This window comes from Streptomyces sp. NPDC085944 (assembly GCF_040686295.1).
Lineage (GTDB): Bacteria > Actinomycetota > Actinomycetes > Streptomycetales > Streptomycetaceae > Streptomyces > Streptomyces salinarius.
This window is the reverse complement of sequence record NZ_JBFBJX010000013.1, coordinates 216707-242789: the sequence shown is the minus strand read 5'-3', so window position 1 is coordinate 242789 and position 26083 is coordinate 216707. Positions and strand designations below refer to the sequence as shown.

At 73.8% G+C, this 26083-nt stretch carries 21 protein-coding genes; 7 read left to right on the top strand and 14 right to left on the bottom strand.

Annotated elements, in window-relative coordinates; genetic code table 11:
* The first annotated feature begins 140 nt into the window (after positions 1-140).
* Positions 141-1610, top strand: coding sequence for an MFS transporter (locus AB0P07_RS25630; protein WP_365554500.1), 1470 nt, complete (start codon positions 141-143; stop codon positions 1608-1610).
* Positions 1611-1647: 37 nt separating this feature from the next.
* Here the strand turns inward: AB0P07_RS25630 and AB0P07_RS25625 are convergent, their stop codons facing one another.
* Positions 1648-1794: a hypothetical protein gene (locus AB0P07_RS25625; protein WP_016325212.1), complete on the bottom strand. Its 147-nt coding sequence runs from the start codon at positions 1792-1794 to the stop codon at positions 1648-1650.
* Between the two features lie 154 nt (positions 1795-1948).
* On the opposite strand from AB0P07_RS25625, the gene AB0P07_RS25620 reads away from it, so the two are divergent.
* A complete protein-coding gene (locus tag AB0P07_RS25620) occupies positions 1949-2122 on the top strand; it encodes a CsbD family protein (protein WP_365554497.1) in 174 nt (57 codons plus the stop codon).
* Between the two features lie 115 nt (positions 2123-2237).
* On the opposite strand, the gene csnA is transcribed toward AB0P07_RS25620, so the two are convergent.
* The 3 genes from csnA to AB0P07_RS25605 all read right to left on the bottom strand — a co-directional run bounded on the left by csnA (position 2238) and on the right by AB0P07_RS25605 (position 8692).
* Complete coding sequence (gene csnA, locus AB0P07_RS25615; protein ID WP_365554494.1) at positions 2238-3083, bottom strand: chitosanase CsnA; 846 nt, start codon at positions 3081-3083, stop codon at positions 2238-2240.
* A 160-nt stretch (positions 3084-3243) separates the two neighbouring features.
* Positions 3244-5979 carry a SpoIIE family protein phosphatase gene (locus tag AB0P07_RS25610; RefSeq protein ID WP_365554491.1) on the bottom strand — a complete coding sequence of 912 codons (2736 nt, stop codon included), beginning with the start codon at positions 5977-5979 and terminating at the stop codon, positions 3244-3246.
* 133 nt (positions 5980-6112) lie between these two features.
* The gene (locus tag AB0P07_RS25605; protein WP_365554488.1) at positions 6113-8692 is read right to left on the bottom strand and encodes a SpoIIE family protein phosphatase; all 2580 of its coding nucleotides are present in this window, start codon (positions 8690-8692) and stop codon (positions 6113-6115) included.
* Positions 8693-8970: 278 nt separating this feature from the next.
* Between AB0P07_RS25605 and AB0P07_RS25600 the strand changes: the two genes are divergently transcribed.
* Both AB0P07_RS25600 and AB0P07_RS25595 read left to right on the top strand, forming a co-directional pair.
* Positions 8971-10317, top strand: coding sequence for an endo-1,4-beta-xylanase (locus AB0P07_RS25600; protein ID WP_365554485.1), 1347 nt, complete (start codon positions 8971-8973; stop codon positions 10315-10317).
* A 223-nt stretch (positions 10318-10540) separates the two neighbouring features.
* Entirely contained in the window at positions 10541-10969 is a 429-nt protein-coding gene (locus AB0P07_RS25595) for an ATP-binding protein (RefSeq protein ID WP_365554482.1), read from the top strand.
* A gap of 5 nt (positions 10970-10974) precedes the next feature.
* Here the strand turns inward: AB0P07_RS25595 and AB0P07_RS25590 are convergent, their stop codons facing one another.
* Positions 10975-11340: an STAS domain-containing protein gene (locus AB0P07_RS25590; RefSeq protein ID WP_365554480.1), complete on the bottom strand. Its 366-nt coding sequence runs from the start codon at positions 11338-11340 to the stop codon at positions 10975-10977.
* 182 nt (positions 11341-11522) lie between these two features.
* Here AB0P07_RS25590 and AB0P07_RS25585 point away from each other — a divergent pair, with 182 nt between their 5' ends.
* Positions 11523-11801, top strand: a complete 279-nt coding sequence (locus AB0P07_RS25585; protein WP_365554590.1) for a hypothetical protein — start codon at positions 11523-11525, stop codon at positions 11799-11801.
* A gap of 127 nt (positions 11802-11928) precedes the next feature.
* Here AB0P07_RS25585 and AB0P07_RS25580 read toward each other — a convergent pair whose 3' ends face one another.
* Both AB0P07_RS25580 and AB0P07_RS25575 read right to left on the bottom strand, forming a co-directional pair.
* Positions 11929-13539 (bottom strand): glycerol-3-phosphate dehydrogenase/oxidase, encoded by a 1611-nt coding sequence (locus AB0P07_RS25580; protein WP_365554477.1) that lies wholly within the window; start codon positions 13537-13539, stop codon positions 11929-11931.
* Positions 13536-14153: a helix-turn-helix domain-containing protein gene (locus AB0P07_RS25575; protein ID WP_365554474.1), complete on the bottom strand. Its 618-nt coding sequence runs from the start codon at positions 14151-14153 to the stop codon at positions 13536-13538. Before AB0P07_RS25575 ends, AB0P07_RS25580 begins: the two co-directional genes overlap by 4 nt.
* Positions 14154-14224: 71 nt before the next feature.
* Between AB0P07_RS25575 and AB0P07_RS25570 the strand changes: the two genes are divergently transcribed.
* Positions 14225-15823 (top strand): FAD-binding oxidoreductase, encoded by a 1599-nt coding sequence (locus AB0P07_RS25570; protein WP_365554471.1) that lies wholly within the window; start codon positions 14225-14227, stop codon positions 15821-15823.
* Positions 15824-15895: 72 nt separating this feature from the next.
* Positions 15896-16777, top strand: coding sequence for a YegS/Rv2252/BmrU family lipid kinase (locus AB0P07_RS25565; protein ID WP_365554469.1), 882 nt, complete (start codon positions 15896-15898; stop codon positions 16775-16777).
* Positions 16778-16831: 54 nt separating this feature from the next.
* Here AB0P07_RS25565 and catB read toward each other — a convergent pair whose 3' ends face one another.
* From catB to AB0P07_RS25530, 7 genes are all read right to left on the bottom strand, one after another.
* A complete protein-coding gene (gene catB, locus AB0P07_RS25560) occupies positions 16832-19111 on the bottom strand; it encodes a catalase CatB (protein WP_365554466.1) in 2280 nt (759 codons plus the stop codon).
* Between the two features lie 135 nt (positions 19112-19246).
* Positions 19247-19474, bottom strand: a complete 228-nt coding sequence (locus AB0P07_RS25555; RefSeq protein ID WP_365554464.1) for a hypothetical protein — start codon at positions 19472-19474, stop codon at positions 19247-19249.
* Positions 19475-19889: 415 nt separating this feature from the next.
* On the bottom strand, positions 19890-21785 hold the full coding sequence (locus AB0P07_RS25550; protein WP_365554461.1) for a DUF2264 domain-containing protein: 1896 nt from the start codon (positions 21783-21785) through the stop codon (positions 19890-19892).
* Entirely contained in the window at positions 21782-22813 is a 1032-nt protein-coding gene (locus tag AB0P07_RS25545) for a hydroxyacid dehydrogenase (RefSeq protein ID WP_365554458.1), read from the bottom strand. Before AB0P07_RS25545 ends, AB0P07_RS25550 begins: the two co-directional genes overlap by 4 nt.
* Positions 22810-23673 carry a carbohydrate ABC transporter permease gene (locus AB0P07_RS25540; RefSeq protein WP_365554455.1) on the bottom strand — a complete coding sequence of 288 codons (864 nt, stop codon included), beginning with the start codon at positions 23671-23673 and terminating at the stop codon, positions 22810-22812. Before AB0P07_RS25540 ends, AB0P07_RS25545 begins: the two co-directional genes overlap by 4 nt.
* Positions 23670-24656: a sugar ABC transporter permease gene (locus AB0P07_RS25535; RefSeq protein ID WP_365554452.1), complete on the bottom strand. Its 987-nt coding sequence runs from the start codon at positions 24654-24656 to the stop codon at positions 23670-23672. The genes AB0P07_RS25540 and AB0P07_RS25535 overlap by 4 nt, the downstream gene beginning before the upstream one ends.
* 26 nt (positions 24657-24682) lie before the next feature.
* The gene (locus tag AB0P07_RS25530; protein ID WP_365554449.1) at positions 24683-26014 is read right to left on the bottom strand and encodes a sugar ABC transporter substrate-binding protein; all 1332 of its coding nucleotides are present in this window, start codon (positions 26012-26014) and stop codon (positions 24683-24685) included.
* Positions 26015-26083: the final 69 nt, after the last annotated feature.

Below are 26083 nucleotides of genomic sequence, written 5' to 3'. Positions count from 1 at the left end.
TCTCATGGTTCAGGTTTTGGTAGGGGGTTCGGCGGCCCGGACGGGGCACGGGCGGGACCCGTGTTTGAAGGTCCGGTCACGGGTGACGCAGGCGGGGGGCGAAGTGGCGCGTCCCGTGCAGCCTCACGAGGGGAGCCCGTGTGCAGCGTCCGGACGACGAACCCGATCCCCGCCGGTGGCGGGCCCTGTGGGTCACCCTGGTCGCCGGGTTCATGACCCTGCTGGACGTCACGATCGTCGCCGTGGCCCTGCCCTCCATGCAGGCGGGGTTGCACACCTCGCCGGCGTCCGTGCAGTGGGTCGTCTCCGGCTACGCGCTGGCGTTCGCCCTGACCCTGGTGACCGCTGGGCGGATCGGCGACGCGTTCGGCAGGCGCCGCGTCTTCCTCGTCGCCCTGGCCGCCTTCGTCCTCTTCAGCGCCGCGGCCGGGGCCGCGCCCGGCATCGAACTGCTCGTCGCCGCCCGGCTCGCCCAGGGAGTCGCCGCCGGCAGCCTGGCACCGCAGAACTCGGCCCTCATCCAGCAGCTGTTCCGGGGCGCGGAACGCGGGCGCGCGTTCGGCCTCTTCGGTGCCACCGTAGGAGTGTCCAGCGCCGTGGGGCCGGTCGTCGGCGGCCTGATCCTGGCGCTGGCCGGCCCCGAGGGCTGGCGATGGATCTTCTACGTGAACGTGCCGGTCGGCCTGCTCGCCCTGCTCCTCGGCTTCCGCCTGCTGCCCCGGGTCGCGCCCGGCGGCCCCGGACGCCTCGATCCGGTGGGGGTGGCACTGCTCGGCGCGGGGATCCTGGCGGTGATGCTGCCGCTGGTCCTCGCCGAGGGCGGCGGCCTGACCGAGGCGTGGTGGCTGTTCCCGGTGGGAGCGCTGGTCCTGGTCGCCTTCGCCCGCTGGGAGCGACGCGTCGCCCGCCGGGGCGGCCAGCCGCTCCTGGAGCCGGGACTGCTCACCGAGACCCGCGGCTACGCCACCGGCGCGGGGCTGGGCGCCCTGTACTTCGTCGGATTCAGCGGAGTGTGGCTCGTTTTCGCGCTCTTCTTCCAGAACGGGCTGGGTTACTCACCGCTCATGTCGGGCCTGGCGGTGACCCCGTTCGCGGTGGGCTCGGCCGTCGCCGCGGCCGTGGCGGGTCGGCTGGTGGAACGGCTGGGGCGCCTGCTGACCGTCTGCGGACTGGTCGCCGTCATGGCGGGGCTGGGCGCGACCGCGCTGCTGCTCTGGCTCGCGCCCTCCGGGGTGGCCGCCTGGTTCGCGGCCCCGGCCCTGCTGCTCGGTGGGCTGGGCAGCGGTTGCGTGATCTCCCCCAACATCACGATGACGCTGCGCGACGTGCCGGTGCGGATGGCGGGCGCGGCCGGGGGTGCCCTGCAGACCGGCCAGCGGCTGGGCGGCGCCGTGGGCACCGCCGCGCTGCCGGGGCTCTTCTACCTGACGCTGAACGCCACCCACGAGGACTACCACGCGGCCGTGGCCCTGTCGGTCGGTACCGGAGTCGCCGCCATGCTGTGCGCGCTGGCCGTCGCGGTCCGCGACTGGCGGCGCAACCGTCCCGGTCACGACCGGAACTGCCCGCCGGAGACGTCCCACAGTCACATCCACGCCGGCCAGAACTGACCGCCCGCCTCCGGGCGGCGAGGCGGCGAGTCGGCGCTCAGCGGCGCTTGCCGAACCTGCGCAGCATCTCCTGGGCCTGCGCGCGGCGACGGGGGTCCGAGGCGGCCCGGCGCACCTGCTCCGCCGCCCGGCGGCCCTGCGGACTGCGCGCGAACTGCTTGATCCGGTCCAGTACTCCGGCCATGACGTTCCTCCGAGTCGACGACGTGCTTTCCTGCCGCTGCTCGTACCCGCTGCCCCGCCGGACACCCCTGCCGGGCGTTCGCACGTTTGGACCCGCCGCGCGGGGCGACCCGCCGGGCAGGACACCGCACGCCAACACCGAGAGGTGAACCACTGTGGCCGGCAATGAGAAGTCCAAGGCCAAGATGGAGCAGGCCAAGGGGAAGGCCAAGGAAGCGGCCGGCCGGGCCGTCGGCAACGAGAGGATGACGGCCGAGGGCCGCGCCGCGCAGTCCAAGGGCGACGCCCGGCAGGCCAAGGAGAAGGGCAAGGACGCGTTCCGGCACTGACACCAGAACGGAACGGACGGACACGGGCCGCGGAACCCGGCAACGGCCGGATCCGCGGCCCGTGTCGTGCCCGGCGGCCCCGGAAAGGAACCGGTGGCCTCACCGGGGCACGGGGTCAGCCGATGTGATAGGCGTCCCCGTACACGTGCCAGTCCAGCGGCGGCTCGAGGTCCAGGTTGCCCTCGTTCAGGAAGACGCGCTGGGCCGTGTCGACCCGGCTGGTGTCACTGTGCGCCTCCTCCTGCTTCATGGCCCACACCCGTTCGTCGAGGAAGGCGTGCAGGTAGGCGACCTCGTCCCCGCCCCGGGCCGGCGGCCGGGCCCGGCCCAGGGCGCGCTCGCGGATGCTGCCGAAGCTCAGAGGGTCGCCGCCGTCGCCGTGCATGACGATCGCGTCGTAGTACGCGAACTGCCCCAGCGTCCGCAGCCCGTCCTCCTTGCCGCGCCGTACGGCGGGGTCGAAGTAGACGCGGTCGCGCTCGTCGTCCTGCGCCCGGCGGAACTCGGGGTCCGCGTCGGCGGCCCGGCGCCAGTCGTCCGGGAAGCCGGGGTCGAGGCCCTCGTGCGAGTCGGAGCCGTCCACCCGGCGCAGTGCCGGCAGATAGGGCGCGAGGACGTTGCCGGGGCTGCGCCCGGCGTACAGCTCCACCAGGTCGAGCATGTCGCCGGTGCCGGAGCAGAAGCCGATGATGCCCGCGGTGTAGCCGCGGCCGTCGCCGATGTCCTCGATGTAGCGGTACTGAGCCTTCCAGTCGAGCGAGGAGTTCTCCGCGCTCGACACCAGTCGCATGGCGATCTCCTTCTTCGCCGGGTCGTCGAGCCCCGTCGCGCGCGCGGACGCCGCCGCGGCTCGCGAGGGGGTGAGGAGAGGGACTGTCGCCAGGGACGCGCATGCCATGGCGATGACGGTACGGCGCGAGGGGCCTGCGGGGCGCGCCGGGTCGGGGAAGGGGTGCCTCACGGAATCTCCAGGTGTGGTGGGGGGCGGGAGTGCCGGGCACTGATAGGAAAGTTTCCTACCAGACAACCGGCGCGCCGGACACCCGTCCCGCACGAAATCGGTACGGACCGAGGGGCCCGCGGCTCCCGGGTCCGTTGGGGGGGAGCGCCTCCGCGGCCCGTCAGGGCACCGGCTGCTCCGCCCAGATGACCTTGCCCGCCGGCGTGTAGCGGGTGCCCCAGCGCTCCGCGAGCTGGGCGACCAGGAACAGGCCGCGCCCGCCCTCGTCCGTCATGGCCGCGTAGCGCAGATGCGGCGAGGTGCTGGAGCTGTCGAACACCTCGCAGATCAGGTTGCGGTCGCGCACCACCCGGACGTGGACGGTCTCGCCGCCGTACCGGATGGCATTGGTGACCAGCTCGCTGAGGATCAGCTCCGTGGTGAACACCAGCTCGTCCAGGCCCCAGTCGCCCAGCCGCCGGGTGACCTGGGAACGCACCTCGCCGACCGCCGCCGGATCGTTCGGGACCTCCCACTCCGCGACCTGGTCGGGGCCCAGGGTCCGGGTGCGGGCGACCAGCAGCGCGATGTCGTCGCCCGGCCGGTCCGGCAGCCGGGCGTCCAGGACGGTACGGCAGGTCTCCTCGGGCGTCTCGCCGGCCGTCTCCAGCGCCCGGCGCAGCTGTTCCAGACCGACGTCGATGTCGTGCATGCGGTCCTCGACCAGCCCGTCGGTGTACAGCACGAGCCGGCTGCCCTCCGCCAGCCGCAGTTCCGTCGTCTCGAACGGGAGACCGCCCAGGCCCAGCGGGGGCCCTGCGGGCACTTCGGGGAACTCCACCGTGCCGTCGGGCCGGATCAGGGCCGGCGGCGGATGGCCCGCCCGGGCCATCACACAGGAGCCGGCGACCGGGTCGTAGATCGCGTAGAGGCAGGTCGCACCGGTCACCGGGGCGGTGCTGTCGTCGGCCGCCTCGTCCTGGTCGATGCGGCCGACCAGCTCGTCCAGGAGCCCGAGCAGTTCGTCGGGCGGCAGATCGAGAGCGGTGAAGTTGTGCACCGCCGTCCGCAGCCGGCCCATGGTGGCCGCGGCGTGCAGCCCGTGCCCGACGACGTCGCCGACGACGAGCGCCACCCGGGCCCCGGACAGCGGCAGCACGTCGAACCAGTCCCCGCCGACCCCGGCCTGCGCGGGCAGGTAGCGGTAGGCGACGTCCAGGGCGTTCTGGTCGGGCAGCCTGCGGGGCAGCAGACTGCGCTGGAGGGTCACCGCCATGCTGTGCTCGCGGGTGTACCGGCGCGCGTTGTCGATGGAGACCGCGGCCCGCGCGACCAGTTCCTCGCCGAGAGCCAGCTCGTCCTCGTCGAACGGCTCGGGCTTGACCGAGCGCCAGAAGCTCACCACCCCGAGCACCAGGCTGCCCGCACGCAGCGGGACGGTGATCAGCGAGTGGACGCCGTACTCCACCACCTGCGCGGAGCGCTCGTAGTCCTGCGCCTGCCAGCCCGGTGCCTCGCCGAGGCGGGGCTCCAGGACGGCCCGGCCGGTCCGCAGCGTGCGGCCCTGCGGCGAGGAGTCGACGTAGCGGATCTGCCGGCCCACCGGATAGAGCGGCACCTCGTCGCTGACTCCGCTGCGCACGATCCGGCGCAGCGGAGTCAGCGAGTCCGGCTGACCGCCGGCCAGCACGGTGTCGAACAGGTCCACGGTGACGTAGTCCGCGAACCGCGGCACGGCCAGCTCGCCCAGCTCCTCGGCGGTGCGGGTGACGTCGAGGCTGGTGCCGATGCCCACCCCGGCCGCGTACAGGATGTCCAGGCGTTCCCGGGCGGTCTCGGCCCGGCCGGACAGGGCCCGCAGCTCGGTCGAGTCGCGCAGCGTCGCGACGCTGCCGGCGGGGCCGCCCCGGACGTCGGTGGGCCGCAGGTTGATGGCCAGCAGCCGGTTCTTGACCAGGTGCACCTCGTCGGTGGCGGCCTGGCCGGAGGCCAGCAGCTCCGCCAGGTCGGACGGCAGCCCGAGTGCGCCGACGTGCCGGCCCTCGGCGTCCGGCGGCAGGGTGAGCAGGCGCCGCGCCTCGTCGTTGGCCAGCAGGAGCCTGCCCTCGCCGCCGACGATGAGCACGCCCTCGCGGACGCTGTGCAGGACGGCGTCGTGGTGTTCGTACATCCGGGTCATCTCGTTCGGCCCCAGGCCGTGCGTCTGCCGCAGCAGCCGCCGGCTCACCAGGGCCGTGCCCCCGGTCGCGAGGGCCAGTCCGACGGCCGCCGCGCTCAGTACGAGGGGCAGCTGGCGGTCGGCGACCCCGCCCACGTTCTCGGTGGTGATGCCGGCCGAGACCAGGCCCACCACCTTCCCGCCGGCCGCCTTGACCGGCACGACGGCCTGGACGAGCGGTCCGATGGTGCCCTCGATCTCCTCGGTCACCGTCTTCCCGGCCAGAGCGGGCGCGATGTTTCCGACGAACTTCTTGCCGATGCGGTCCGGCTTGGGATGCGTGTAGCGGATGCCCTCGGAGTTCGTGACGACCACGAAGTCCACGCCCGTGGCCTTGCGCACCGCCTCGGCGCGGGGCTGGAGCACCGCCGTGGGATCGGGACTGCGCAGCGCCTCGAGGATGCCGGGGGAGTTGGCGAACGTCGAGGCCACGGAGACGGAACGGTTGCGGGCCTCCACCTGGCTGTCGTGCCGCACCTGGAGCACCAGCGCGACCGCCGCGGCCACCACGAGCAGCAGCACGATGACCACGTTCATCACGAAGACCTGGCCGGCCACGCTGCGTCCGGACAGCGCCGAGCGCAGCGCCGAGGCGGGCCGCCCCGCGTCCGCTCCCCGTCGTGACCGGTCCGCGTCCTGCCGGTGTCGGACGTGCGGGCCGCCGGGACGACGGGGTGACCGTTCTCCCGATCGACCCATCAGTCGGACCATGTGCTCATGTCTACACTGCCGGGCCCCCGGAGGCGAGGGGCGCCCCCTGGGACACGGCGGACCGCCCAACGGGGCACCCGGGCGTTTCCGCCGGGCGCCGTCGGGTCGTCCACGGCGGGCCTCACCCGGGGCTCCCGGGGCGGACCCGGCGGGTGGCGAGCAGCAGGGCGATGTCGTCGGGGCGGTCCGTGGTGTGGCGGGCGGTCACGACGATCCGGTCCGCGACACCGGCCAGCGAACGGTTCCCCGGCCGTACGGCGGGCGCGCCGGCCCGGGCCAGCGCGAGGCGCAGCGCGTTGATCCCGTCGTCGATGTCGGCGCCGGGCCGCTCCACGAGACCGTCCGTGTAGAGGGCGAGGACGGCGCCGGGCTCGACCGTGAACTCGGTCAGCGGGTAGGACGCGCGCGGGTCCACCCCGAGCACCACCCCGCCGGGCAGGTCGAGGGTCTCGGTGCGTCCGTCCGGGTGGCGCAGCAGCGGCGGCGGGTGTCCTGCCCGCGCCGCGCAGGCCCGTCCGGTGGCCGGGTCGAGCCGGATGTAGCAGCAGCTCGCGAACAGGCCCGGGTCCAGATCGGCCAGCAGGCGGTTGACGCCGCTCATCACCTCGTCGGGCGGACGGTCGCCGAGGGCGAAGGCGCGCACCGCGCTGCGCAGTTGCCCCATGGTCGCCGCGGCCTGCACGCCGTGGCCCTGTACGTCCCCGATGACGAGGGCCATGCTCTCCCCCGAGGCCACCACGTCGTACCAGTCCCCGCCCACCTCCATGCCCTGGGTGCCGGGCAGATAGCGGCCCGCGGTCTCCAGGAGCGGGTGCGCGGGCAGCCGCCGGGGCAGCAGCACCTCCTGCAGCCCGCGGGCGAGTGCGGTCTCGGACTCGTAGCGCCGGGCCTTCTCCATGGCGTGGGCGATGAGGCCGGCGAGGGCCGTGAGTACCGTGCGCTCCTCGGCGCCGAAGCCCCGGGACCGTTCGAAGCCCAGGATGCAGGAGCCGACCGGACGCCCGGAGGCGATCAGCGGCAGGAAGGCGCGGGCACCCTCCGTGGCGTCCAGCGGAATGCCCGGATACGCGGCGGCCAGGTCCTGCATCGTGTCGAAGAAGAGCGGCCGGCCGCTGGTCAGCGTCTCCACCCCGGGCAGCCGGGCGTCCAGCGGCACCCCTTCGAAGGGCGCCAGGAAGCCGGGCGGAAAGCCCGTCTCCCACGCAAGATGCAGGTGCCGGTCCTGGAGCAGGTAGATCGCGAGCCGGCGGCCGCCGAACGCCGACAGCAGCTCCCGGACGACCACGGCGGACACCTGGCGTGCGGTGACCGCCTCGGTGAGGGCCACGGCCAGGACGATGGGGCGGTACTCCGGTGCCGTGGCGGCGACCGGCGGCGCCGGGTCGCCCACGTCGGGCTCGGGGGCCGCCTCGGCTGCGCCCCCTTCCGGCACGCCGTGCTCGGGCGTGCGGCCGGCCGACGCGTCGGCCACCCGGTTGGCCGGGCGGAGCGTGGCGGTCAGGAAGTCCGGCCCGGGATACACGCTGACGGCGAGCCAGTCGCCCTCGTAGGGCTGCGGCGCGGTCCGCCGGCCGGCGTCGGGCGGTCGCCGGACGTGGAAGCGGACCGGCTCCGGGGAGAGCAGGGCGCCGCGCAGATGATCCTCGTAGGCGGCCTGGTCCAGCCAGGGCACGGCCCCCCACAGGAAGCGGCCGACCAGCCCCGCTCGCGGCGCGCCCAGCAGGCGAGCGGCGCGGGGGTTCGCGTACACGACGGTGCCGAGCCGGTCGACGCACAGGACACCCTCCGGCAGCAGGTCGGCCGCGGCGTCGGCCACGGTGCCGTCGAAGGGGTCGCGCACGGCGCCGCGCACCGGCCCGCCGGGCGGCGCCCACCGCGGCCGCCACAGCTCCACCAGGCGCAGTGAACCGTCCACGGTGCGCACGTACAGGGGCAGCCGGGGCGGCCGGCCCGCGGTGGTGTCCCGCAGCGCCGCGGCGATCCGGTGACCGTCGTCGGGGGCCAGCACCCCGGTGAGCGTCCCGAGCGACGCCGGCACTCCGGCGGCCCCGGCCGCGATGCCGAGCAGGGCGCACAGCGGCTCGTCGAGGGTGACGGCGCCGGTGTCCGGATCCCAGCCGAAACTTCCGGCGCGTTGCGCGGGCCGGCCCGAGGCAGGCGGTCGTACGCACAGCGGCTCGCCCTCCCAGACGACCGGCGGCGCGGCACCTTCGGCGTCCAGCCGGTCCAGGGCCGCGCCCAGGTCCTGCGCCAGCCCGGCCACGCGGTCCGCGCCCTCCAGCACGTCGGCGGCGTGCGGTGCGGGGGGACGCAGGACGGTCAGCACGCCGTAGGTCCGGCTCGCACCGGCGACGGGCACGTACAGGGACCCGAAGGGAAAGGGCAGACCGGCCGCGAACTGCGGGTACCGGCGCATGGTCTCGGCGGCGTTGGGCAGCACCACGCGGACCCCCAGCCGGTAGGCGTCGGCCACCGGGAACGGGCTGTCGGCGTGCAGGCGCCACCAGGGGCGGAACAGTGCACCGGGCAGTCCGGCCAGGACGGCGAGCCGCAGCACGCCGGGGGTGGGGGAGCGCAGGTACACCCCGCCCACATGGCCGCCGGCCGCCCCGATCGCCCGGGTCGACGCGTCGATCAGCGCCGCGGTCAGCCGTCCGGGCACCCGGCCGGTCGGCCCGGCGTCGTCGGCGCCTGTGCTCATCGGCCCCACCTCGTCCGTGCGCCGCCGCCGCGCGGGCGACACGGGCTGCGCGGGCGACACAGCCAGAATGCGCCCCCCGGGCCCGGTCGCGCACGCGGTCGGGCCGCACGGGTGACCGTGACGTCACCGTCACGGGGCGTTGACCCGGCGCAGGGGAGTCCGTAATCTCCTCCGCGACATTCGGAAATCAGACCGAAACTTTCGACCTTTGCGGCGAGGTTCGGCGGCTTCCGCCCTTCCGAACGGCCTTCGCGCACCGATTCAAGGAACGGGATGAAATGGGCATGACGTTGAGACGCCTGTCGAGAGCGGCCACCGCCGGTCTCGTGGCCGCCGCCGCGCTGACGGCCGCGGCCCACTCCGCCGAAGCCGCCGACACGCTCGGGTCCGCGGCCGCCGGACAGGGCCGCTACTTCGGCACCGCCGTCGCGGCGAGCCACCTCGGCGAGGCCGACTACACCGCCACGCTGGACCGCGAGTTCAGCTCGGTGACCCCCGAGAACGAGATGAAGTGGGACGCCACCGAGCCCAGCCGCGGCACCTTCACCTTCACCTCCCCCGAACGGATCGTGGACCACGCGCAGAGCCGGGGCATGGACGTACGCGGCCACACCCTGGTCTGGCACTCCCAACTGCCCTCCTGGGTGGGCTCACTGGGCGCCTCCGACCTGCGCACGGCGATGAAGGACCACATCAACGGCCTGATGGGGCACTACAAGGGAGAGATCCACAGCTGGGACGTGGTCAACGAGGCGTTCCAGGACGGCGGCAGCGGCGCCCGGCGCAGCTCGCCCTTCCAGGACAAGCTGGGCGACGGCTTCATCGAGGAGGCGTTCCGCACCGCCCGCGCCGCCGACCCGGCCGCCGAGCTCTGCTACAACGACTACAACACCGACGGCGTCAACGCGAAGAGCAACGCCGTCTACAACATGGTCAAGGACTTCAAGTCCCGCGGCGTGCCCATCGACTGCGTCGGTTTCCAGTCCCACTTCAACAGCAACTCCCCGGTCCCGTCCGACTACCGGCAAAACCTCCAGCGCTTCGCCGACCTCGGCGTGGACGTGCAGATCACGGAGCTGGACATCGAGGGCTCCGGCTCGGCCCAGGCCGCCGACTACACGAAGGTCGTCGAGGCCTGCCTCGCGGTGGACCGCTGTACCGGCATGACCGTCTGGGGCGTCACCGACAAGTACTCGTGGCGCAGCAGCGGCACCCCGCTGCTGTTCGACGGCACCTACCAGGAGAAGCCGGCCTACGACGCCGTCCTGTCCGCCCTCGGCGGCTCGGGCGACCCCGGAGACCCCGGTGACCCGGGCGACGGCACCGCGAGCTGCACGGCCACGTACACCAGGACCGCGGACTGGAACAGCGGCTACAACGGCCAGGTCACCATCACCGCGGGCAACGAGCCGGTCAGCACCTGGTCCGTGACGCTCACCCTGCCGGCGCAGCAGTCCGTCTCCTCCCTCTGGAACGGCACACCCACCTGGAGCGGCAGCGTCATGACGGTGCGGCCGAGTTGGAACGGCACCCTGGCGGCCGGTGCCTCGACCAGCTTCGGGTTCACCGCGGCGAAGAACGGCACCGACGCCGCGCCCACGGTCGGCACCTGCACCGCCTCCTGATCCGGCCGGCCGTTCGACCGCTTCCGTCTCCGGCACCGCCCCCGTCCCGCGCCGACCGGGACGGGCGCGGTGCCGGTCCCGCGATGCCGGGGCGTTCCGCTCGGAAAGCGGCGCGTCCGGCGGAAGTTGGGGCGAAGGGACCGTGGGAGGCGCGCCGGTGCGTATCGTGAGAGTCGGGGCCTTCGCTCCCCACTCGGCTTCGGACCGGACGGTGAGGCTCGGTATGACCCCGGCGCACGGACCCGACACCGCGGACGGCTCCGTCGTGTCCGCGGCGGTGGAGTTCAGGGGCGGATCCGCGATGATCCCCGCTGCCAGGGACGTCGTGCGCGGATTCGCCGCACGTCTCGCCGAGCGGGGCGTGCAGCCGGCGGACAGCTTCCTGGACGCCGCCCGGCTGGTCGTCAGCGAGCTGGTGACGAACGCGCTGCGGCACGCGCCCGGCCCCTGCCGGCTGGAGCTGACCCTGGTCGGCGACGGTGTGGAGATCGCGGTGTCGGACACGGGGGACGCGTTCCCCACCTTCCTGCCCCGCGACCCCGTCCGGGTCGGCCGGCACGGGCTGGAGATCGTGACGCGGCTGTGCGACGCGGTCATCACCAAGCCGCACGCGACGGGGAAAACGGTGTACGCGCACCTGCCGCTGACCTGACGCGGTCAGGCGGTCAAGGCCTGCTCCACACTCGGGTAGCAGGGGATGAGCGCGTCGACGCCCACCAGCCGCAGCACGCGTTCGACGGCATCGCGCGGTGCGGCGAGCCGGAACCAGACGCCACGGGACTCGGCGGCCCGGTGTGCGCAGATCAGGACGTTGATGCCGCTGGAGTCCAGAAACCCCACCTCGCCGAAGTCCACCACCGTGCCGGGCGCGGACTCCACCGAGGCCAGCAGGACATCGCCCAGCTGACCGCTGCCGTCGAGATCGACCTCCCCGGAGAGGATCACGAGACTGACGCCGTCGCCCGTGGTGGTACGGGTGATCAGCAGCCGCTCCGGTACTGCCGCTCCCTCGATCTCCGCCACGCTGCCCCCAGCTCTCGTCTGTGCCGGACGCGCCCGGCCGTCGTCGGTGGCTTGATGTTAAGGCTCTTCGCCGTCGGCGTGGCCCACTTGGTCGGACCGGAGTGCATCGGCCCGCACCGCAGATCCCGCCGCCACGGGCTCGACGCGCGCGCAGGCGCTCCACTGACTACCGTCGAGGTGTGGTGGCACACACATTCGAGGAGCTCGTGCACAAGCGCCGCGCGGCGGACCTGGCACAGCACCGGGTCGAGGAACTGCGCGACTCGTACGGGTCACCCACGCAGCATCAGTGGACCCCGCGGCAGTCCCACACCTACGAGACGGCCGTACGGGCCTGGCGCGACCTGGACCGGGACGCGCGGACCGCGATGACGGAGTTCGTCAAGGAGGGAGGCCAGTCCCGGCACAAGATCGAGGCAAGGCTCCGCAAGGCCGTCCAGGAGGACGATGGCGGCACCTGACCGGGCAGGCGCCCGCCCCTCCGGTCGCCTGCCGCGCCGGCCGACCCCGCTCGGCCGACCCGCCCGGCCCGACGCCCCAGCCCGTCGGGCCGGGCGGACGCGTACGGACCGGGAGCCGCGGCCGGTCTCAGCCCCGGTCGCCCGTGACCTCGCCGATGCCCCCGATGCCGCCCGTCTCGCCGGCGAGGTCGCGCGCGGTGTCCAGGGCCGCCGCGCGGTCCTCGGGGACCACACCGATGCGCGTGCGCCGGTCGAGCAGGTCGGCCGCGTCGAGGGCGCCCTCGTGACGCAGCGCCCACAGCAGTTCCGCCCCGGTGACGGGGTGGCCCGGCAGCACACGCCCGGCGAGGCGGGGATCGCGGGCGGCGAGGGCCTGCACCGCCGGCGCCTCGGTGCCGTAGTGCCGCACCAGGCGGCGCGGCGCCCGGACCCGGGCCAGGGCGTGCGGGGCGGCGGCGCCGACCAGGGGCAGCGCGGCGGTGGGGGACGGTCCGGCGGCGAGGCCCCGGGCGGCGACGGCGGCGTCCACGGCGTCCTCGGCCATCCGCCGGTAGGTGGTGAGCTTGCCGCCGACCACGGTGATCACGCCCTCGGACGAGGTGAGCACGGCGTGCCGGCGGGAGACGTCCGCCGTGCGGGGCCCGGCGCCGGGCCGGTCCGACGACGTGGTGTCGAGCAGCGGGCGCAGCCCCGCGAAGGCGCCGACCACGTCCTCGCGGTGGACCGGCACCTCCAGCACCGAGCCGAGCACGTCGAGCAGGAAGCCGACGTCGGTCTCGGGCACGTCGGGCACGTCGGGCACCGCCCCGTCCACGGGCTCGTCGGTGAGACCGACGTAGACGCGGCCGTCGTCCTGGGGCAGCACGAGGACGAAGCGGTTGGTCTCGCCGGGGATCGGCACGTGAAGGCCCGCCGGGAGCGTGCCGAGGTGCTCGGAGCGCAGGACCAGGTGGGTGCCGCGGGAGGGGCGAATCCGGATGCCGTCCACGAGGCCGCCGGCCCACACCCCCGAGGCGTTGACCACCGCGCGGGCCCGTATCACCCCCTCCTCGCCGGTCAGCTCGTCGCGCACGCGGGCGCCTGATCCGGTCAGCTCCAGGGCCCTGACCCGGGTCAGGATCCGTGCCCCGCGGGCCGCGGCGGTCCGGGCCAGCGCCGTCACCAGCCGGGCGTCGTCGGTGAGCCGGCCGTCCCAGGAGAGCAGTCCGCCGCGCAGCCGGTCGGAGCGCAGCGCCGGGGCGAGGTGGCGGGTCTCCACGGCGGACAGGCGCCGCGGCGCGGGCAGCGTGGCCCGGGCGGTGCGCGCCGCGAGCCGCAGGGTGTCGCCGGCCCGGAACCCCGCCCACGCCAGGGCGGCCTGGCCGCGGGAGACGAGCGGGGTGAGCGGCAGTACGAAGGGCTGGGCGCGCACCAGGTGGGGCGCTGTGCGCTCCATCAGCACCCCGCGTTCCACCGCGCTCTCGTGGGCGACGTCCAGCTGGGCGGAGGCGAGGTAGCGCAGGCCGCCGTGGATGAGCTTGGAGCTCCAGCGGGAGGTGCCGAAGGCCAGGTCGTGGGCGTCCACGGCGGCGACGCTCAGGCCCCGTGCGGCGGCGTCCAGGGCCGCGCCCGCGCCGGTCGCGCCGAGCCCGACGACGAGGACGTCCACGACGGGGCCGCCGACGGTGTCGGCCAGCTCGCGCGAGCGCCGTGCGGCGGACAGGGAGGCCCCGGCGGCAGGGCGGTCGGCGGTGCTCATGGCGTGAGGGTCCTCTCCAGGACGGTGCGCAGCTCCGCGAGGAGGGCCGCCGGGGCCAGCTCGGCGTCGTCCTCGTCGGTCATCGTCCGCAGCGACAGGGCGAAGGACTGGACGACCAGCAGCACCGACCGTGCCTGCCGCCCGGTGTGCACCGGGCGCACCGATCCGTCGGCGTGGCCCTCCTCCAGCGCGTCGGCCAGCAGTTCCAGGAGCGCCTCCTGGCTGGCCCCGCGCCGGTCGAGGACGTAGGGCAGGAGCAGTTCGGGGTCGACGTCGACGATCTTGCGGAAGAGGGGGTGGGCGCGGAACGCCTCCACCCCGGCCACCAGACCGTCGACGATGCGCGAGCGGGTGCCGGTGTGCTGACCGGGCCCGGGGATCGCGCCTGTGGCCACCGCGATCCACTCCCGGGTCATCAGGTCGCCGACCAGTGACCGCACGTCCGGCCAGCGCCGGTACAGCGTCATCCGGGAGACGCCGGCGCGGCGGGCGACGTCAGTCATCGTCGTACGGCGCACCCCGACGGCCATCACGCAGTCGCGCACGGCGTCCAGCACCGTGTCGTTGTCCGCGGGGGTCTGCCTGCTCGCATGGTTGTGACGGTTGGGCGTCATGTGTCACAGTGTAACGCCCGGTGGGGCGGTGCGGACGGCATCCCCCGAAACGACCGTGAGGACGACAGGCAATGGACATGCTGTGGAACGGCTGGGGCGACCCGGCCAGGGCGACGCCGCTGCCCGACACGGTGACCGGACTGCTGCGCGAGCTGCTCGGCGTCACCCCCCGAGAGGCCCCCGCGCTCCCGCTGGCGGAGATCGCCGTACCCGTCTCGCCGCTGGGCGAGGGTGCCCGTCGTGCGCTGGAAACGGCCGTCGGCGGCCGCGCGGACGACGTGCGCACCGATGCGGAGAGCCGCATCCGGCACACCCGCGGGAAGTCCACCGCCGACCTGCTGCGGATGCGGGCCGGCGACACCGCCGACACCCCGGCCGCCGTCGTCCTGCCGGACGGCCACGACGAGGTCCTCGCCGTACTGGCCGCCTGCGCGGAACACGGGCTGGCCCTCGTCCCGTTCGGCGGCGGCACCTCCGTCGTCGGTGGCCTCGCCCCCGGGCACGGCGGTTCGTTCGTCGCCCTCGACCTGCGCCGCATGAACCGCCTGCTCGACCTCGACGAGGTCTCCCGCACCGCCACCCTCCAGCCGGGCCTGCGCGCCCCCGAGGCCGAGGCGCTGCTCGCCGAGCACGGATACACCCTCGGCCACTTCCCCCAGTCCTACGAGTGGGCCACCGTCGGCGGCTTCGCCGCGACCCGCTCCAGCGGACAGGCCTCCGCCGGCTACGGCCGCTTCGACGAGATGGTCCTCGGCCTCACCCTCGCCACCCCTTCGGGCACCCTCGACACGGGCCGCGCTCCGCGCTCGGCCGCCGGACCCGACCTGCGCCAGCTCGTCCTGGGCTCGGAGGGCGCCTTCGGCGTCATCACCGCCGTCACCGTGCGGGTGCGGCCCGTGCCCAAGGTCCGCCGCTACGAGGGCTGGCGCTTCGCCTCCTTCGACGAGGGGGCCGCGGCCCTGCGCCGGCTCTCCCAGGACGGCCCCCGGCCCACGGTGCTGCGGCTGTCCGACGAGACCGAGACCCTGATCGGCCTCGCCCAGCCCGACGCCGTCGGAGCCTCACTGGAGCAGCAGGACGCCGGCTGCCTCGCGGTCGTCGGCTTCGAGGGCACCGAGGAGGACACCGCCCACCGCCGCGAGGACGCCGCCGACGTCCTGCGCGAGAGCGGCGGCACCTTCGCCGGCGACGAACCGGGGGAGTGCTGGGCCCACGGCCGCTACTCGGCGCCGTACCTGCGCGACTCGCTGCTCGACGCCGGCGCGCTCGCGGAGACCCTGGAGACGGCGGCCTACTGGTCCCGCCTCCCCGCCCTCTACGCCGCCGTCCGCGAGGCGCTCACCGGCACCCTCACCGAGGCCGGCACCCCGCCCCTGGTCATGTGCCACATCTCGCACGTCTACGAGAACGGCGCCTCCCTCTACTTCACGGTCGTCTCCGCCCAGGGCGAGGACGCCGTGTCCCACTGGACCCGGGCCAAACACGCAGCGAACGAGGCGATCCTCGCCGCCGGCGGCACCATCACCCACCACCACGCGGTCGGCACCGACCACCGCGACTGGTACGTCCGGGAGGCGGGCCCCCTCGGCGTCGAGGCGCTGCGCGCGGTCAAGCGGAGCCTGGACCCCGCCGGACTGCTCAGTCCGGGCGTCCTGCTGCCCGCGGACTGACCCCGCCCGACCGAGCACCCCGACCCCGTGAGACAACAGTCCGGCACCACCCGTCGGCCCGGAGGCACACCGATGCGACAGTTCACCGCCGTCGTCAACCCCACCGCGGGCGGCGCCACCTCGGCCGCCGCGCTGCTCGGGGTGGCCCGGCTGCTGCGGGAGGCCGGGGCGGAGCTGGAGACCGAGTACAGCCACAGCCTCGCCCACGCCCGCGAACTCGCCCGGCGGGCCGGAGCGTCGGGGCGGGTGGTGCTCGCCGTCGGCGGCGACGGCATGGCGGGCGGGATCGGCGGCGCCCTCAGCGGCACCGGCGGTGTGCTCGGCCTGGTCCCGGCCGGGCGCGGCAACGACTTCGCCCGCGCCCTGAAGCTGCCGACCGAGCCGACCCGGCTGGCCGAGGTGCTGCTGCACGGCGACCCGCGGCCCGTCGACACCGTCGAGGTCACCTCCGCCGTCCACGACCGCACCGTCGTCCTCGGCAGCGTGTACGCCGGTGTCGACGCGGTGGCCAACCGGCACGCCAACACCACACGCCTGCTGCGCGGTGCCGCCTCCTACTACGCGGGCGCGGTCCGGGCCGTGGCGGGCTGGCGCGCGACGCGCTACCGCGTCACGGTCGACGGCGAGGAGCACGCCTTCACCGGCTACACCGTGGTCGCCGCCAACTCCGGCTACTACGGCTTCAACCGCCTCGTCGCCCCCTCGGCCCGCGTGGACGACGGCCTGCTCGACGTGGTGATGATCCACCAGGCGCCGCGGCGGCTTTTCTTCGCCCTGATGAACGAACTGGCGACGGGCGCCCACGTCCACCGGCCCCAAGTGCACGTCCTGCGCGGCCGGGAGGTCCGCATCGAGGCGAGCCGGGCGATACCCTACGGCGCCGACGGAGAGGTCGAGGCCGTCGTCCCGGTCACGGCCAGGGTGCTGCCCGGCGCACTGCGCGTCCTGTGCTGAACACACCAGGGGGCCGGGCACCGACGCCGGTGCCCGGCCCCACGGCCCGGCGGATCAGCCCCGCGGCGTGGTGAAGCGTTCCCACACCCGGTGCGAGCCCATCAGCTCCGTGACCTGTTCCAGCGCGGCCGTGCCGGAGTCGGCGACGATCACACCCGGTGCGTCGGTGGGCACACCGGAAGCCTCCAGCGCCGGTGTCCCGCCGGCCCAGACCCCGATCGCCTTGCCGTGGCGGAACGCCTCCGACAGCAGCAGGCTCACCCGCGGGTCGACCGTCCCGGGACCCGCGGGCGCCGGACCCGCCTTGTAGTCCCGCGGGGTGTAGGCGTCGCCGCCCATGTCGGGCGTCCCCGCGACCAGTACGGCGTCGAACTCGACCGACCGTGCGGTGACATAGCTGCGCTGCACGGTCAGCGCGGCGTCGCCGGAGCCGAGGGTGCCGCCGGTCGGCGCCACGACCAGCGGCACCATCCCGGCGTTCAGCACCGCCTCCCGTACGGCCGCCACGCCCTCCAGGTCCGCCCCGCCGGTCACGATGCCGACGACCCTGCCGTCCAGTGGCCAGGTCCCGCCGACCTGGGACAGCGCCGGACTGGGCTCGACGTCGGCCGGCGGCACGGTCGGCTCCGGGGCGGGCAGTCCGAGCCCTTCGGCGACACCCGCGCACAGCTCGGGGTCGATGTTGGCCAGGACCTGCAGCGTCCGCTCCCGGATCGCCTGCTCGTAGCACTTGCCCAGCTCGAAGGTGTAGGCGCCGATGATGTGCTCGCGCTCCACCGGGCTCATGCTCAGCCAGAACCGGCGCGGCTGGCTGAAGTGGTCCGCGAACGACTCGGGGGCCTCGCGGACCTTCCTCCCCTCCGGCACCCGCACCGGAGCCTCGACGAACGCGTTCGTGTCCGCTCCCGCGGTGAACGGGCAGCCGCCGTCGAGGGAGTTGGGCCGGTAGGGCGCCACGCCCCGGTGCACGGCGCTCTGGTGCATGCCGTCGCGCAGCATGTCGTTGACCGGTGCCTGCGGCCGGTTGATCGGCAGCTGCGGGAAGTTGGGACCGCCCAGACGCGTGATCTGGGTGTCCAGGTACGAGAACAGCCGCCCCGCGAGCAGCGGGTCGTCGGTGACGTCGATGCCCGGCACCAGGTGCCCGACGTGGAAGGCGACCTGCTCGGTCTCGGCGAAGAAGTTGGACGGGTTGCGGTTCAGGGTCAGCAGACCGACCGGCTGCACCGGCGCCAGCTCCTCGGGCACGAAGTTGGTCGGGTCCAGCAGGTCGATGCCCTCGAAGGTCTGCTCCGGGTTGTCCGGGAAGGTCTGGATGCCCAGCTCCCACTGCGGATACGCGCCCGCCTCGATGGCGTCCGCGAGGTCCCGGCGGTGGAAGTCGGGGTCGACACCGTTGATGATCTGCGCCTCGTCCCAGACCAGTGAGTGCACGCCCAGCTTGGGCTTCCAGTGGAACTTCACCAGCGTCGTGGCGCCCTCGGCGTTCACCAGCCGGAAGGTGTGGACGCCGAAGCCCTCCATCATCCGGTAGGAGCGGGGGATGCCCCGGTCGCCCATGAAGAAGATGGTGTGGTTCGTCGCCTCGGTGTGCAGCGAGACGAAGTCCCAGAAGGTGTCGTGGGCGCTCTGTGCCTGCGGAATCTCCCGGTCCGGGTGCGGCTTCGCCGCGTGGATGACGTCCGGGAACTTGATGGCGTCCTGGATGAAGAAGACCGGGATGTTGTTGCCGACCAGGTCGAAGACGCCCTCGCTGGTGTAGAACTTCGTCGCGAACCCGCGGGTGTCCCGCACGGTGTCCGACGACCCGCGCGAGCCGACCACCGTGGAGAAGCGCGTGAACACCGGCGTCTCCACGTCGGCGGCCAGGAACCCGGCCTTGGTCACCGAGGCCGCCGTGCCGTAGCTCTGGAACACTCCGTGCGCACCCGCGCCCCGGGCGTGGACCACGCGCTCCGGGATGCGCTCGTGGTCGAAGTGCATGACCTTCTCGCGCAGATGGTGGTCCTGCAGCAGCACGGGGCCGCGCGGCCCGGCCTTCAGCGAGTGGTCCGTGTCGTACAGGCGCGTCCCCTGGGCGTCCGTCAGGTAGCTGCCGGACTGTGCCACCCGCGCCTGGTCCGCGCCCGTGGGCTGTCCGGTCGGCGAAACGGTGTCCGGGCCCGTCTGGTCCGGCTTCGGGGGCAGCGGCTCGCAGGGCTCGGTGGGTTCGGCGACGGGAGGCGACTGGGGACCGGGCCTGCCGGGAATCCCGTCCGGCGGCCCGCCGGCCTCGCCGTGCAGGCCCTCGGTCACCTTGCGGGCTGCTCGCTTGAGGGGGTTGGCCTCGCTCATCGGCCTTTCTCCGTTTCTGGGCGGGCCGCTGCACGCGCCCGGTCGTGTTCGGGTACCGACTGCCGTGGTGGGCCGTGACCGCGTACCCAGCGTTCGGGACTCAAGGCATGGGCGCGAGGAACGGAGGCGGTGGGCTCAGGTGACGGTCTGTCCGTCGTGGATGCCGCCCCGGCAGAGCGTCGTGAAGGACCCCGTCCCGTCCCCGTCCGCCGAGATGATGATCACTCCGCCGCCCTCGATGCACTCGGTCGCCGTCACCTGCCGCAAGAGGCCCGGGGCGCCGAGCTCCGCGGCCCCCGCTCCGGCGGCGCACAGGAGCCACAGGGCCACGGCCGCGATCATGGTGCACGACGACTTGCGCATGGAGACGGCTCCTTCTCACGGGTGCCGCTCCAGCCTCACCGCCCCGACCGTGGCGCGCCACCGGGGGAGGGCGCACGGGGGAGGGTGCACGAGGGTGGGGGATGCGGGAGGGCTCCGACCGCGGACACGGGTCGGAGCCCTCGAATCGCCGGACAGGCCCAGGGGGCGTCGTTCGGTTCTTGCCGGGGTCGCGGGGTCCGGCACGCGCTCCCCCACTGCCTGAAGGGCGTGAGAGGTGCCCCCAGCGGCGTTGTCGTCGGTTGTCGACGCTCCGCCTTGCCGCCCTCCTCCGCCCTTGCAGTTGCACGCTCCCCCACGCTCGGCTTCGCTCGCGCGGGAGGGGCCCCCATCGCCCCCGCTCGGGTCGACCACACGGCACCCTTGCCTGGAGCCGGCCCGATCCAAACGACACCCCCTAGCCCTCCGTGTGCGTCACCCCCACCGGCCCGAACGAGACCCGGGTGCGGGCGCCGTCGGCCGCCCAGACGACCTCCACGCCGTCCTCGCCGGGCACCACCTGCGCGACCGCGTCGGCCACCGGGACGTTCACCGGTTCGCCGCTCAGCGCCGCCAGGCTGACGTGCAGGGAGGTGCCGCCCGCCGCGCCGGACAGCCGGGGCAGCTCCGCCCACGGCACGAACGCGGTGCCCTGCGGGGCGCGCACCGTCTCCGCCTCCGGCTCCCAGCCGTAGAGTCCGTGCAGCGCGGAGGCCAGGGGCTCCTCGGGGCCGGTGGCCCACCCGGTGTGCGTGACCCGCGCCCCGGCCGGCGCCCCGACCACCCGGTGCACCCGCAGTTCGTACGGCCCCCGGGCCACCGTCACGCTCTCCACCCGCAGCCCCGGCACCATCGGCGGCCCGGCCACGAAGACGGGCCGGTGCCAGGACGCCGCCCAACCCCAGCCGTCGCCGTCTCCCGCCCCCAGCGGATGGACCCGGCGCCGCACACTGGACCTGCCGTTCACCTCGACCGACAGGTGGTTGTCCGCCACGTTCTCGCGGGCCGTGGGACCCGTCCGGGTCGAATAGGCCTGCCGACCGTAGTGCGGGTCGTCCTCGGCCGCCGACTCGCCCTCGTGCGGACGCACATGGTCGCTGCCGTGGTTGTGCAGCCGTACGATCCCGTCGCCGCGGGTCGCCTGCACCAGCAGCCCCGGCGCGCGCAGGGCCAGGACCCGGTCGGCCTCCTCGACCGGGGCGGGCTCCTCCGTCGCCGTCCACAGCGGGTGGTCCGCCGGGGCGAGCAGCGACACGAACGCCTTCGACGCCCAGTACGGGGAGGCCGGACCGGAGTACTCCTGCAGGGTCGCATCGTGCGGGCCGTACCAGCCCAGGCTCAGCAGCCCCTCGTCCGTCAGCGCCCCGCGGTCCACGAAGTACCGCAGGTTGCCGCTCACCAGCCGCCGCGAGGCGCCCGGCGTCAGCGGGGTGTGCCCGGTCAGCGCGCCCAGGGCCACGGCCGACGACGCGGCGAAGCGGTAGGTGAGGGAGCGGCCGAAGTGCAGCGGAGCGCCGTCGGCCCCGAACATCAGGGCGAAGCCGTCGAGATGGGCGCGCAGCCGCTCGCCGTAACGGGCGAGGGCGCCGGTGTCGCCGCCGAGGTGGGCGTCGAGCACCGGGTAGAGGTGCAGCGCCCAGCCGTTGTAGTGGTCGAAGGCGCGCCCGTCCCCGTCGGCGTACCAGCCCTCGCCCCGGTACCAGCCCTCCAACAGTTCCAGCGCCCGGTGCCGGGCCGCGGCCGTCTCCGCGTCGCCGCGGCCGACCGACTCCAGGAATCCGGCGACCATGTACGGGAACAGGTACCAGTTGTTCGGTGCCGGCACGTGCCGCAGCGCACCGCGCAGCCACTCCTCCACCCGGTCCTGGACGCCGGAGTCGAGGTGCTTCCACAGCCACGGCGCGGTCAGCCGCAGCCCGAGTGCCACCGACGCCGACTCGACCATGGGCTGGCCCTGCACGTCGTGGTCGAGGATCAGCGGCCACGACTCGGTGTCGTCGCGGCCGGGGGTGCGGGTGCCCGAGGCGAGACCCTCCGCGTAGCGGTCCAGCCAGCCGTGCGGGTCCGCGCCGTCCGCGCCGGCGACGCGGAAGCCCGCCGCGAGGAAGGTCCGCGCGAAGCCCTCCAGACCGTCGGAGCGCACCCCCGAGCGCGAGGGCCGTCCCGGCAGGTCGAGCAGGGCGCGGCCCGGGGTGCTCCAGCGCCACGCGGCCCACAGCAGCCCGTCCGCGACGGCCTCCCAGTGGGCGCGGGTGCAACCGGTGTACGGGCTCGACGCACGGTCCTCGGTGGGCAGTTCGAACGGGATGCTCATGCCAGGAACGCCAGCCTTTCGCGTCGTACGGGATGGAGGAAGCCGGAACCGGAGGCCCAGCGGGTGGTCTCGGCGAGGGCGAGGTCGGCGAGACGGCGCCATTCGTTGCCCTCGGAGCCGGCGAGGTGCGGGGTGATCAGGGCGCGCTCGCAGTCCCACAGCGGGTGGTCCGGCGCGAGCACCTCGGGGTCGGTGACGTCGAGGACGGCCCGGACGCGGCCCGCGAGTACGGCCTCGGTGAGCGCTTCCTGGTCGATCACCGCCCCCCGGGAGGTGTTGATCAGCACCGCGTCGGACGGCATCGCGTCGATCAGCGAACGGCCGACCAGGTGCCGGGTCTGAGGCAGCAGCGGCGTGTGCACACTGATGGTGTCGCACCGCGCGAACAGCTCGGGCAGACCCACGTTCTCGACGCCCAGCTCGGCGGCCTCCGCGTCGCTCACGTACGGGTCGTGCAGCAGGACATCGATGTCGTGCGGCCGCAGCAGCTCGACGACCCTGCGCCCGATCAGCGAGGCCGACAGGATGCCGACCGTGCGCCGGTAGTTGCCGACGCCGCGCGGGGTGCGCAGCCAGTTGCCGCGGGTGCGGGAGACCCGGAAGTCGCGGGCCCGCTCCAGCACCCGCTTGCCGGTGAGCAGGATCATGCCGAGCGTGTACTCGGCCACCGGCAGCGCGTTGGCCGCGGCGGCCGAGGAGACCTCGACGCCCCGCTCCCAGCACGCCTGCGTGACGTGCCCGCGGACGCTGCCCGCCGTGTGCACCACGGCCCGCAGCCGGGGCGCCGACCGCAGCACCTCCTCGTCCAGTGGCGGACAGCCCCACCCGGTGATCAGCAGCTCCACGTCCGCCAGTACGGATCTCGCCCGTGCCGTGGTCAGGTCGTCGAGCACCGGGAACGGCGCGAGGTCGCAGACCCGGCGGAAGGCGGCGAGGGACTGGGGGTCGAGGACGGCCGAGGCGGCGTCCGGGGACATGGCCACGGCGGCACGGGGCCGGTGGCCGGGCCCGGGGTCGTGCACGGTCACTTGACGGCTCCGGCGGTCAGGCCGCTGCGCCAGAATCGCTGGAGCAGCACGAAGGCGAGGATGAGCGGCAGCACGGCGAGCAGCGAGCCCATGATGACCACGGGGTAGTACTCGGGCGACACGGACGCCGAGCTGTTCCACTGGTACAGGCCGAGACTGACGGGATACAGGTCCTGGTCGGACAGCATCACCATGGGCAGGAAGAAGTTGTTCCAGATCGCGGTCAGCTGGAAGAGGAAGACGGTGATCAGACCCGGCCCGAGCATCCTGAGCGCCACCCGGGCGTACGTGGTCAGCTCGCCGGCCCCGTCCACGCGCGCCGCCTCCAGCACCTCGTCGGGCACATAGCCCCGCGCGAAGATCCGGCCGAGGTAGACACCGAACGGATTGAACAGCACCGGGATGAAGACCGCCCAGAAGGTGTTGACCAGGCCGGCCTCGGAGGCCATCAGGTACAGCGGCAGCGCGAGCACCGTCTGCGGCACCATCACCGCCGCGAGGACCAGGCCGAACAGCTTCTCCTTGTGCCGGAAGCGGTACTTGTCGAAGGCGTAGCCGCAGGCCACGCTCACCAGCGCGCCGACGGCCGCGCCGAGGACCGCGTACAGCAGGCTGTTGACGTACCAGCGGCCGTACAGCCCGCCGTCCATGGCGAACAGGTCCTTCATGTTCTGCAGGAAGGAGAAGTCGCTCAGGGAGAGCAGGTCGCTGCTGAAGAGCGCGTCGCGGTTCTTGGCCGAGGCCAGCACCAGCCACAGCACCGGCAGCAGCGTGTAGAGGACGGAGACGGCGACGACCACGTTGACGGTGGCGCGGCCCAGCAGCTTCGGTCGGAGCAGGGGACTGCCGGCGGCGCTCATCGGTCCTCCGCGGAGTCGGCGCGGCTGGTGAAGCGGGTGACGCCGTAGGACAGGGCGATGGTGCACACCAGCAGGACCACCGAGGCGGCCGCCGCTAGGCTGTAGTTGTTGCGGGTGAAGGCCGCGTCGTAGATGTACATGCTGGGCGAGAACCGCGAGTTGATCATCGGGGAGGACTGGCTGAGCAGCATCGGCTCGGTGAACAGCTGGAGCGCCCAGATCAGGGTGAAGATCGAGACCATCACGATGGAGGCCCGCACCAGCGGCGTCTTGACCTGGAGCGCCGTGCGCACCGGCCCCGCGCCGTCGACGACGGACGCCTCGATCACCTCGCGCGGCACGGCCTGGAGGGCGGCGTAGAAGACCACCATGTTGTAGCCGAGATTGCTCCACAGGGCGATGTTCACGATGGACGGGATCACCGTGTGCACGCCCAGGAAGTCGATCGTGATGTCGCCCTTCGCGAACAGCTCGATGACCGGGCTGATGCCGGGCGTGTACAGGTACAGCCAGATCAGTGCCGCGATGATGCCGGGCACCGCGTGCGGCAGGAAGAGGCCGAGCTGGGCGAAGGCGCGCAGCCGGACCACGCCGGAGTCGAGCAGCAGGGCGAGGGCGAGTGCGCCGACGACCATCAGCGGGATGTAGATGAGGCAGTACAGGGCGACCGTGCCCAGCCCGCCGAGGAAGGTCGGGTCGGTGAGGACGGCCGCGTAGGAGCGCAGACCGACGAAGACCGTGCGCTCGGGACCGAAGCCGAGGCCGGGCTGGTCGTCGCTGAAGAAGCTGAGGTGGACGGCGGTGCCGACGGGAATCAGGAAGACGGTGACCAGCAGGGCGAAGAACGGCGTCATGAGGACGCCGGCGGCGGTCAGTTGACGGCGCTTGGCCGCTCTGCGGGCCCGCAGGCCCGAGTCCGAGGGTGCCGGGGAGGCGGCGCGGGCGGCGCCGGCCGGCACCCGTGCGTGGGTGGTCGTGGTCATGGGGGTGTCACCTGCCTTTCGTCGGCTCAGGTGCTGTGCTGGGTGGTGGACAGGCCGAGGGCCCTGAGGTCGGGCATGGTGCCCTTCTGCGCGGTGCGCAACGACTCGACGAGGCTGCCCTGCCCACCGCCGACCCGGGCGAAGGAGTCCTGCATGACCTTCTGGGTGGCGCTCATCCGGGGGCCCCACAGCCACTGGTCGCCGATCTTCTCGGCCTCCTGCTCGAACAGGCTGTAGATGTCCTGGCCGCCGTAGTACGAGCGGTCGAAGGCGTCGCGGCCCACCGCGACCAGGCCGGGCGCGGCCGGGTACTGGCTGCTGGTGCCGCTGGAGAGCCGGGCGCGCAGGGCGTCGGGGTGGGAGACCTGCCACTCGATGAACTCCATCGCGGCCTCGGGGTGCCTGCTGTCCTCGGTGACCGCGAAGGTCGAGCCGCCGTGCGTACCGGTCGAGGCGGCGGCGGTGTCCCACTGGGGCATGGGAGCGATCCGCCACTGGCCCTTCTGCCCGGGACGCGCGTTCATCTGGGCACCGGCGTCCCAGGCGCCGGTGAGCCGGGTGAGGACCAGTCCGTTGCCGATCTGCGCGTCGGACTGTCTGCTCTCCACGGCGTTCATGAAGACGTCGTCCCGGTCGATCAGCCCCTGCCAGTACTCCGCGACCCGCCGGGAGGGCGCGTCGGCGAGCGAGACGTTCCACGCGCCCTTCGAGGTGCCGAACCACTGGGCGCCCGCCTGCCAGGCGTAGCAGGCGAACTGCGTCATCCCGTCGGTCGGGAAGAGCACCAGCCGGCGGTCGGCGGCCTTGCGCCGCACGGTCGCGGCCTGCTCGGCGAACTCGTCCCAGGTCCGGGCGACTCGGAGGCCGTAGTGGTCGAACAGGTCGGCGCGGTAGTGCATCACCATGGGTTCGACGTCCAGTGGCACGGCGAACACCCGGCGTTCGAAGGTGGTCAGGCCGAGCGCCTGCGGCAGCAGCTTGCGGCGCAGACCGTCACTGACCAGGTCGGTGATGTCGCGGGCGACGCCGTCGATGGCGAACCCCGGTACCTGCGGATACTCGAGGGTGGCGACGTCGGGCGCGTTGCCCGCCCGGGCGGCGTTGCTGAGCTTGGCGTAGCCGCCCTGCCCGCCGGAGGGGATCTGCTGGAACTCCACCTGGACGTTCCGGTGGGTCCGGTTGAACGCGTCGACCACTTCCTGGCTGCCGCGCAGGGCGGACCAGAAGGTGATGCGGGTGGTGCTGCCCGTGCGGGCCGACGATGCGCCGTTCCCCCCGCTGCAGGCGCTCACGGCTCCTGTCAGGGGGAGGGCGGTCATCGCGGCGAGCACGGAGCGACGGCTGGGTCGTCCGGGCATGGCGCCTCCGCGGCTCCTGCGGGTCCGCGCGGGGGCGGACGCGACTCTTCGAGACACCGGAATCCTGAA

Excerpts from the sequence above, each read along its gene's own strand:
- AB0P07_RS25575 (WP_365554474.1), bottom strand. The coding sequence starts at position 14,153 with ATGACGCCCAACCGTCACAACCATGCGAGCAGGCAGACCCCCGCGGAC.
- AB0P07_RS25570 (WP_365554471.1), top strand. The coding sequence starts at position 14,225 with ATGGACATGCTGTGGAACGGCTGGGGCGACCCGGCCAGGGCGACGCCG.
- AB0P07_RS25625 (WP_016325212.1), bottom strand. The coding sequence starts at position 1,794 with ATGGCCGGAGTACTGGACCGGATCAAGCAGTTCGCGCGCAGTCCGCAG.
- catB (WP_365554466.1), bottom strand. The coding sequence starts at position 19,111 with ATGAGCGAGGCCAACCCCCTCAAGCGAGCAGCCCGCAAGGTGACCGAG.
- AB0P07_RS25530 (WP_365554449.1), bottom strand. The coding sequence starts at position 26,014 with ATGCCCGGACGACCCAGCCGTCGCTCCGTGCTCGCCGCGATGACCGCC.
- AB0P07_RS25595 (WP_365554482.1), top strand. The coding sequence starts at position 10,541 with ATGACCCCGGCGCACGGACCCGACACCGCGGACGGCTCCGTCGTGTCC.
- AB0P07_RS25580 (WP_365554477.1), bottom strand. The coding sequence starts at position 13,539 with ATGAGCACCGCCGACCGCCCTGCCGCCGGGGCCTCCCTGTCCGCCGCA.
- AB0P07_RS25565 (WP_365554469.1), top strand. The coding sequence starts at position 15,896 with ATGCGACAGTTCACCGCCGTCGTCAACCCCACCGCGGGCGGCGCCACC.
- AB0P07_RS25535 (WP_365554452.1), bottom strand. The coding sequence starts at position 24,656 with ATGACCACGACCACCCACGCACGGGTGCCGGCCGGCGCCGCCCGCGCC.
- AB0P07_RS25600 (WP_365554485.1), top strand. The coding sequence starts at position 8,971 with ATGGGCATGACGTTGAGACGCCTGTCGAGAGCGGCCACCGCCGGTCTC.
- AB0P07_RS25550 (WP_365554461.1), bottom strand. The coding sequence starts at position 21,785 with ATGAGCATCCCGTTCGAACTGCCCACCGAGGACCGTGCGTCGAGCCCG.
- AB0P07_RS25605 (WP_365554488.1), bottom strand. The coding sequence starts at position 8,692 with ATGAGCACAGGCGCCGACGACGCCGGGCCGACCGGCCGGGTGCCCGGA.
- AB0P07_RS25540 (WP_365554455.1), bottom strand. The coding sequence starts at position 23,673 with ATGAGCGCCGCCGGCAGTCCCCTGCTCCGACCGAAGCTGCTGGGCCGC.
- AB0P07_RS25610 (WP_365554491.1), bottom strand. The coding sequence starts at position 5,979 with ATGGGTCGATCGGGAGAACGGTCACCCCGTCGTCCCGGCGGCCCGCAC.
- AB0P07_RS25555 (WP_365554464.1), bottom strand. The coding sequence starts at position 19,474 with ATGCGCAAGTCGTCGTGCACCATGATCGCGGCCGTGGCCCTGTGGCTC.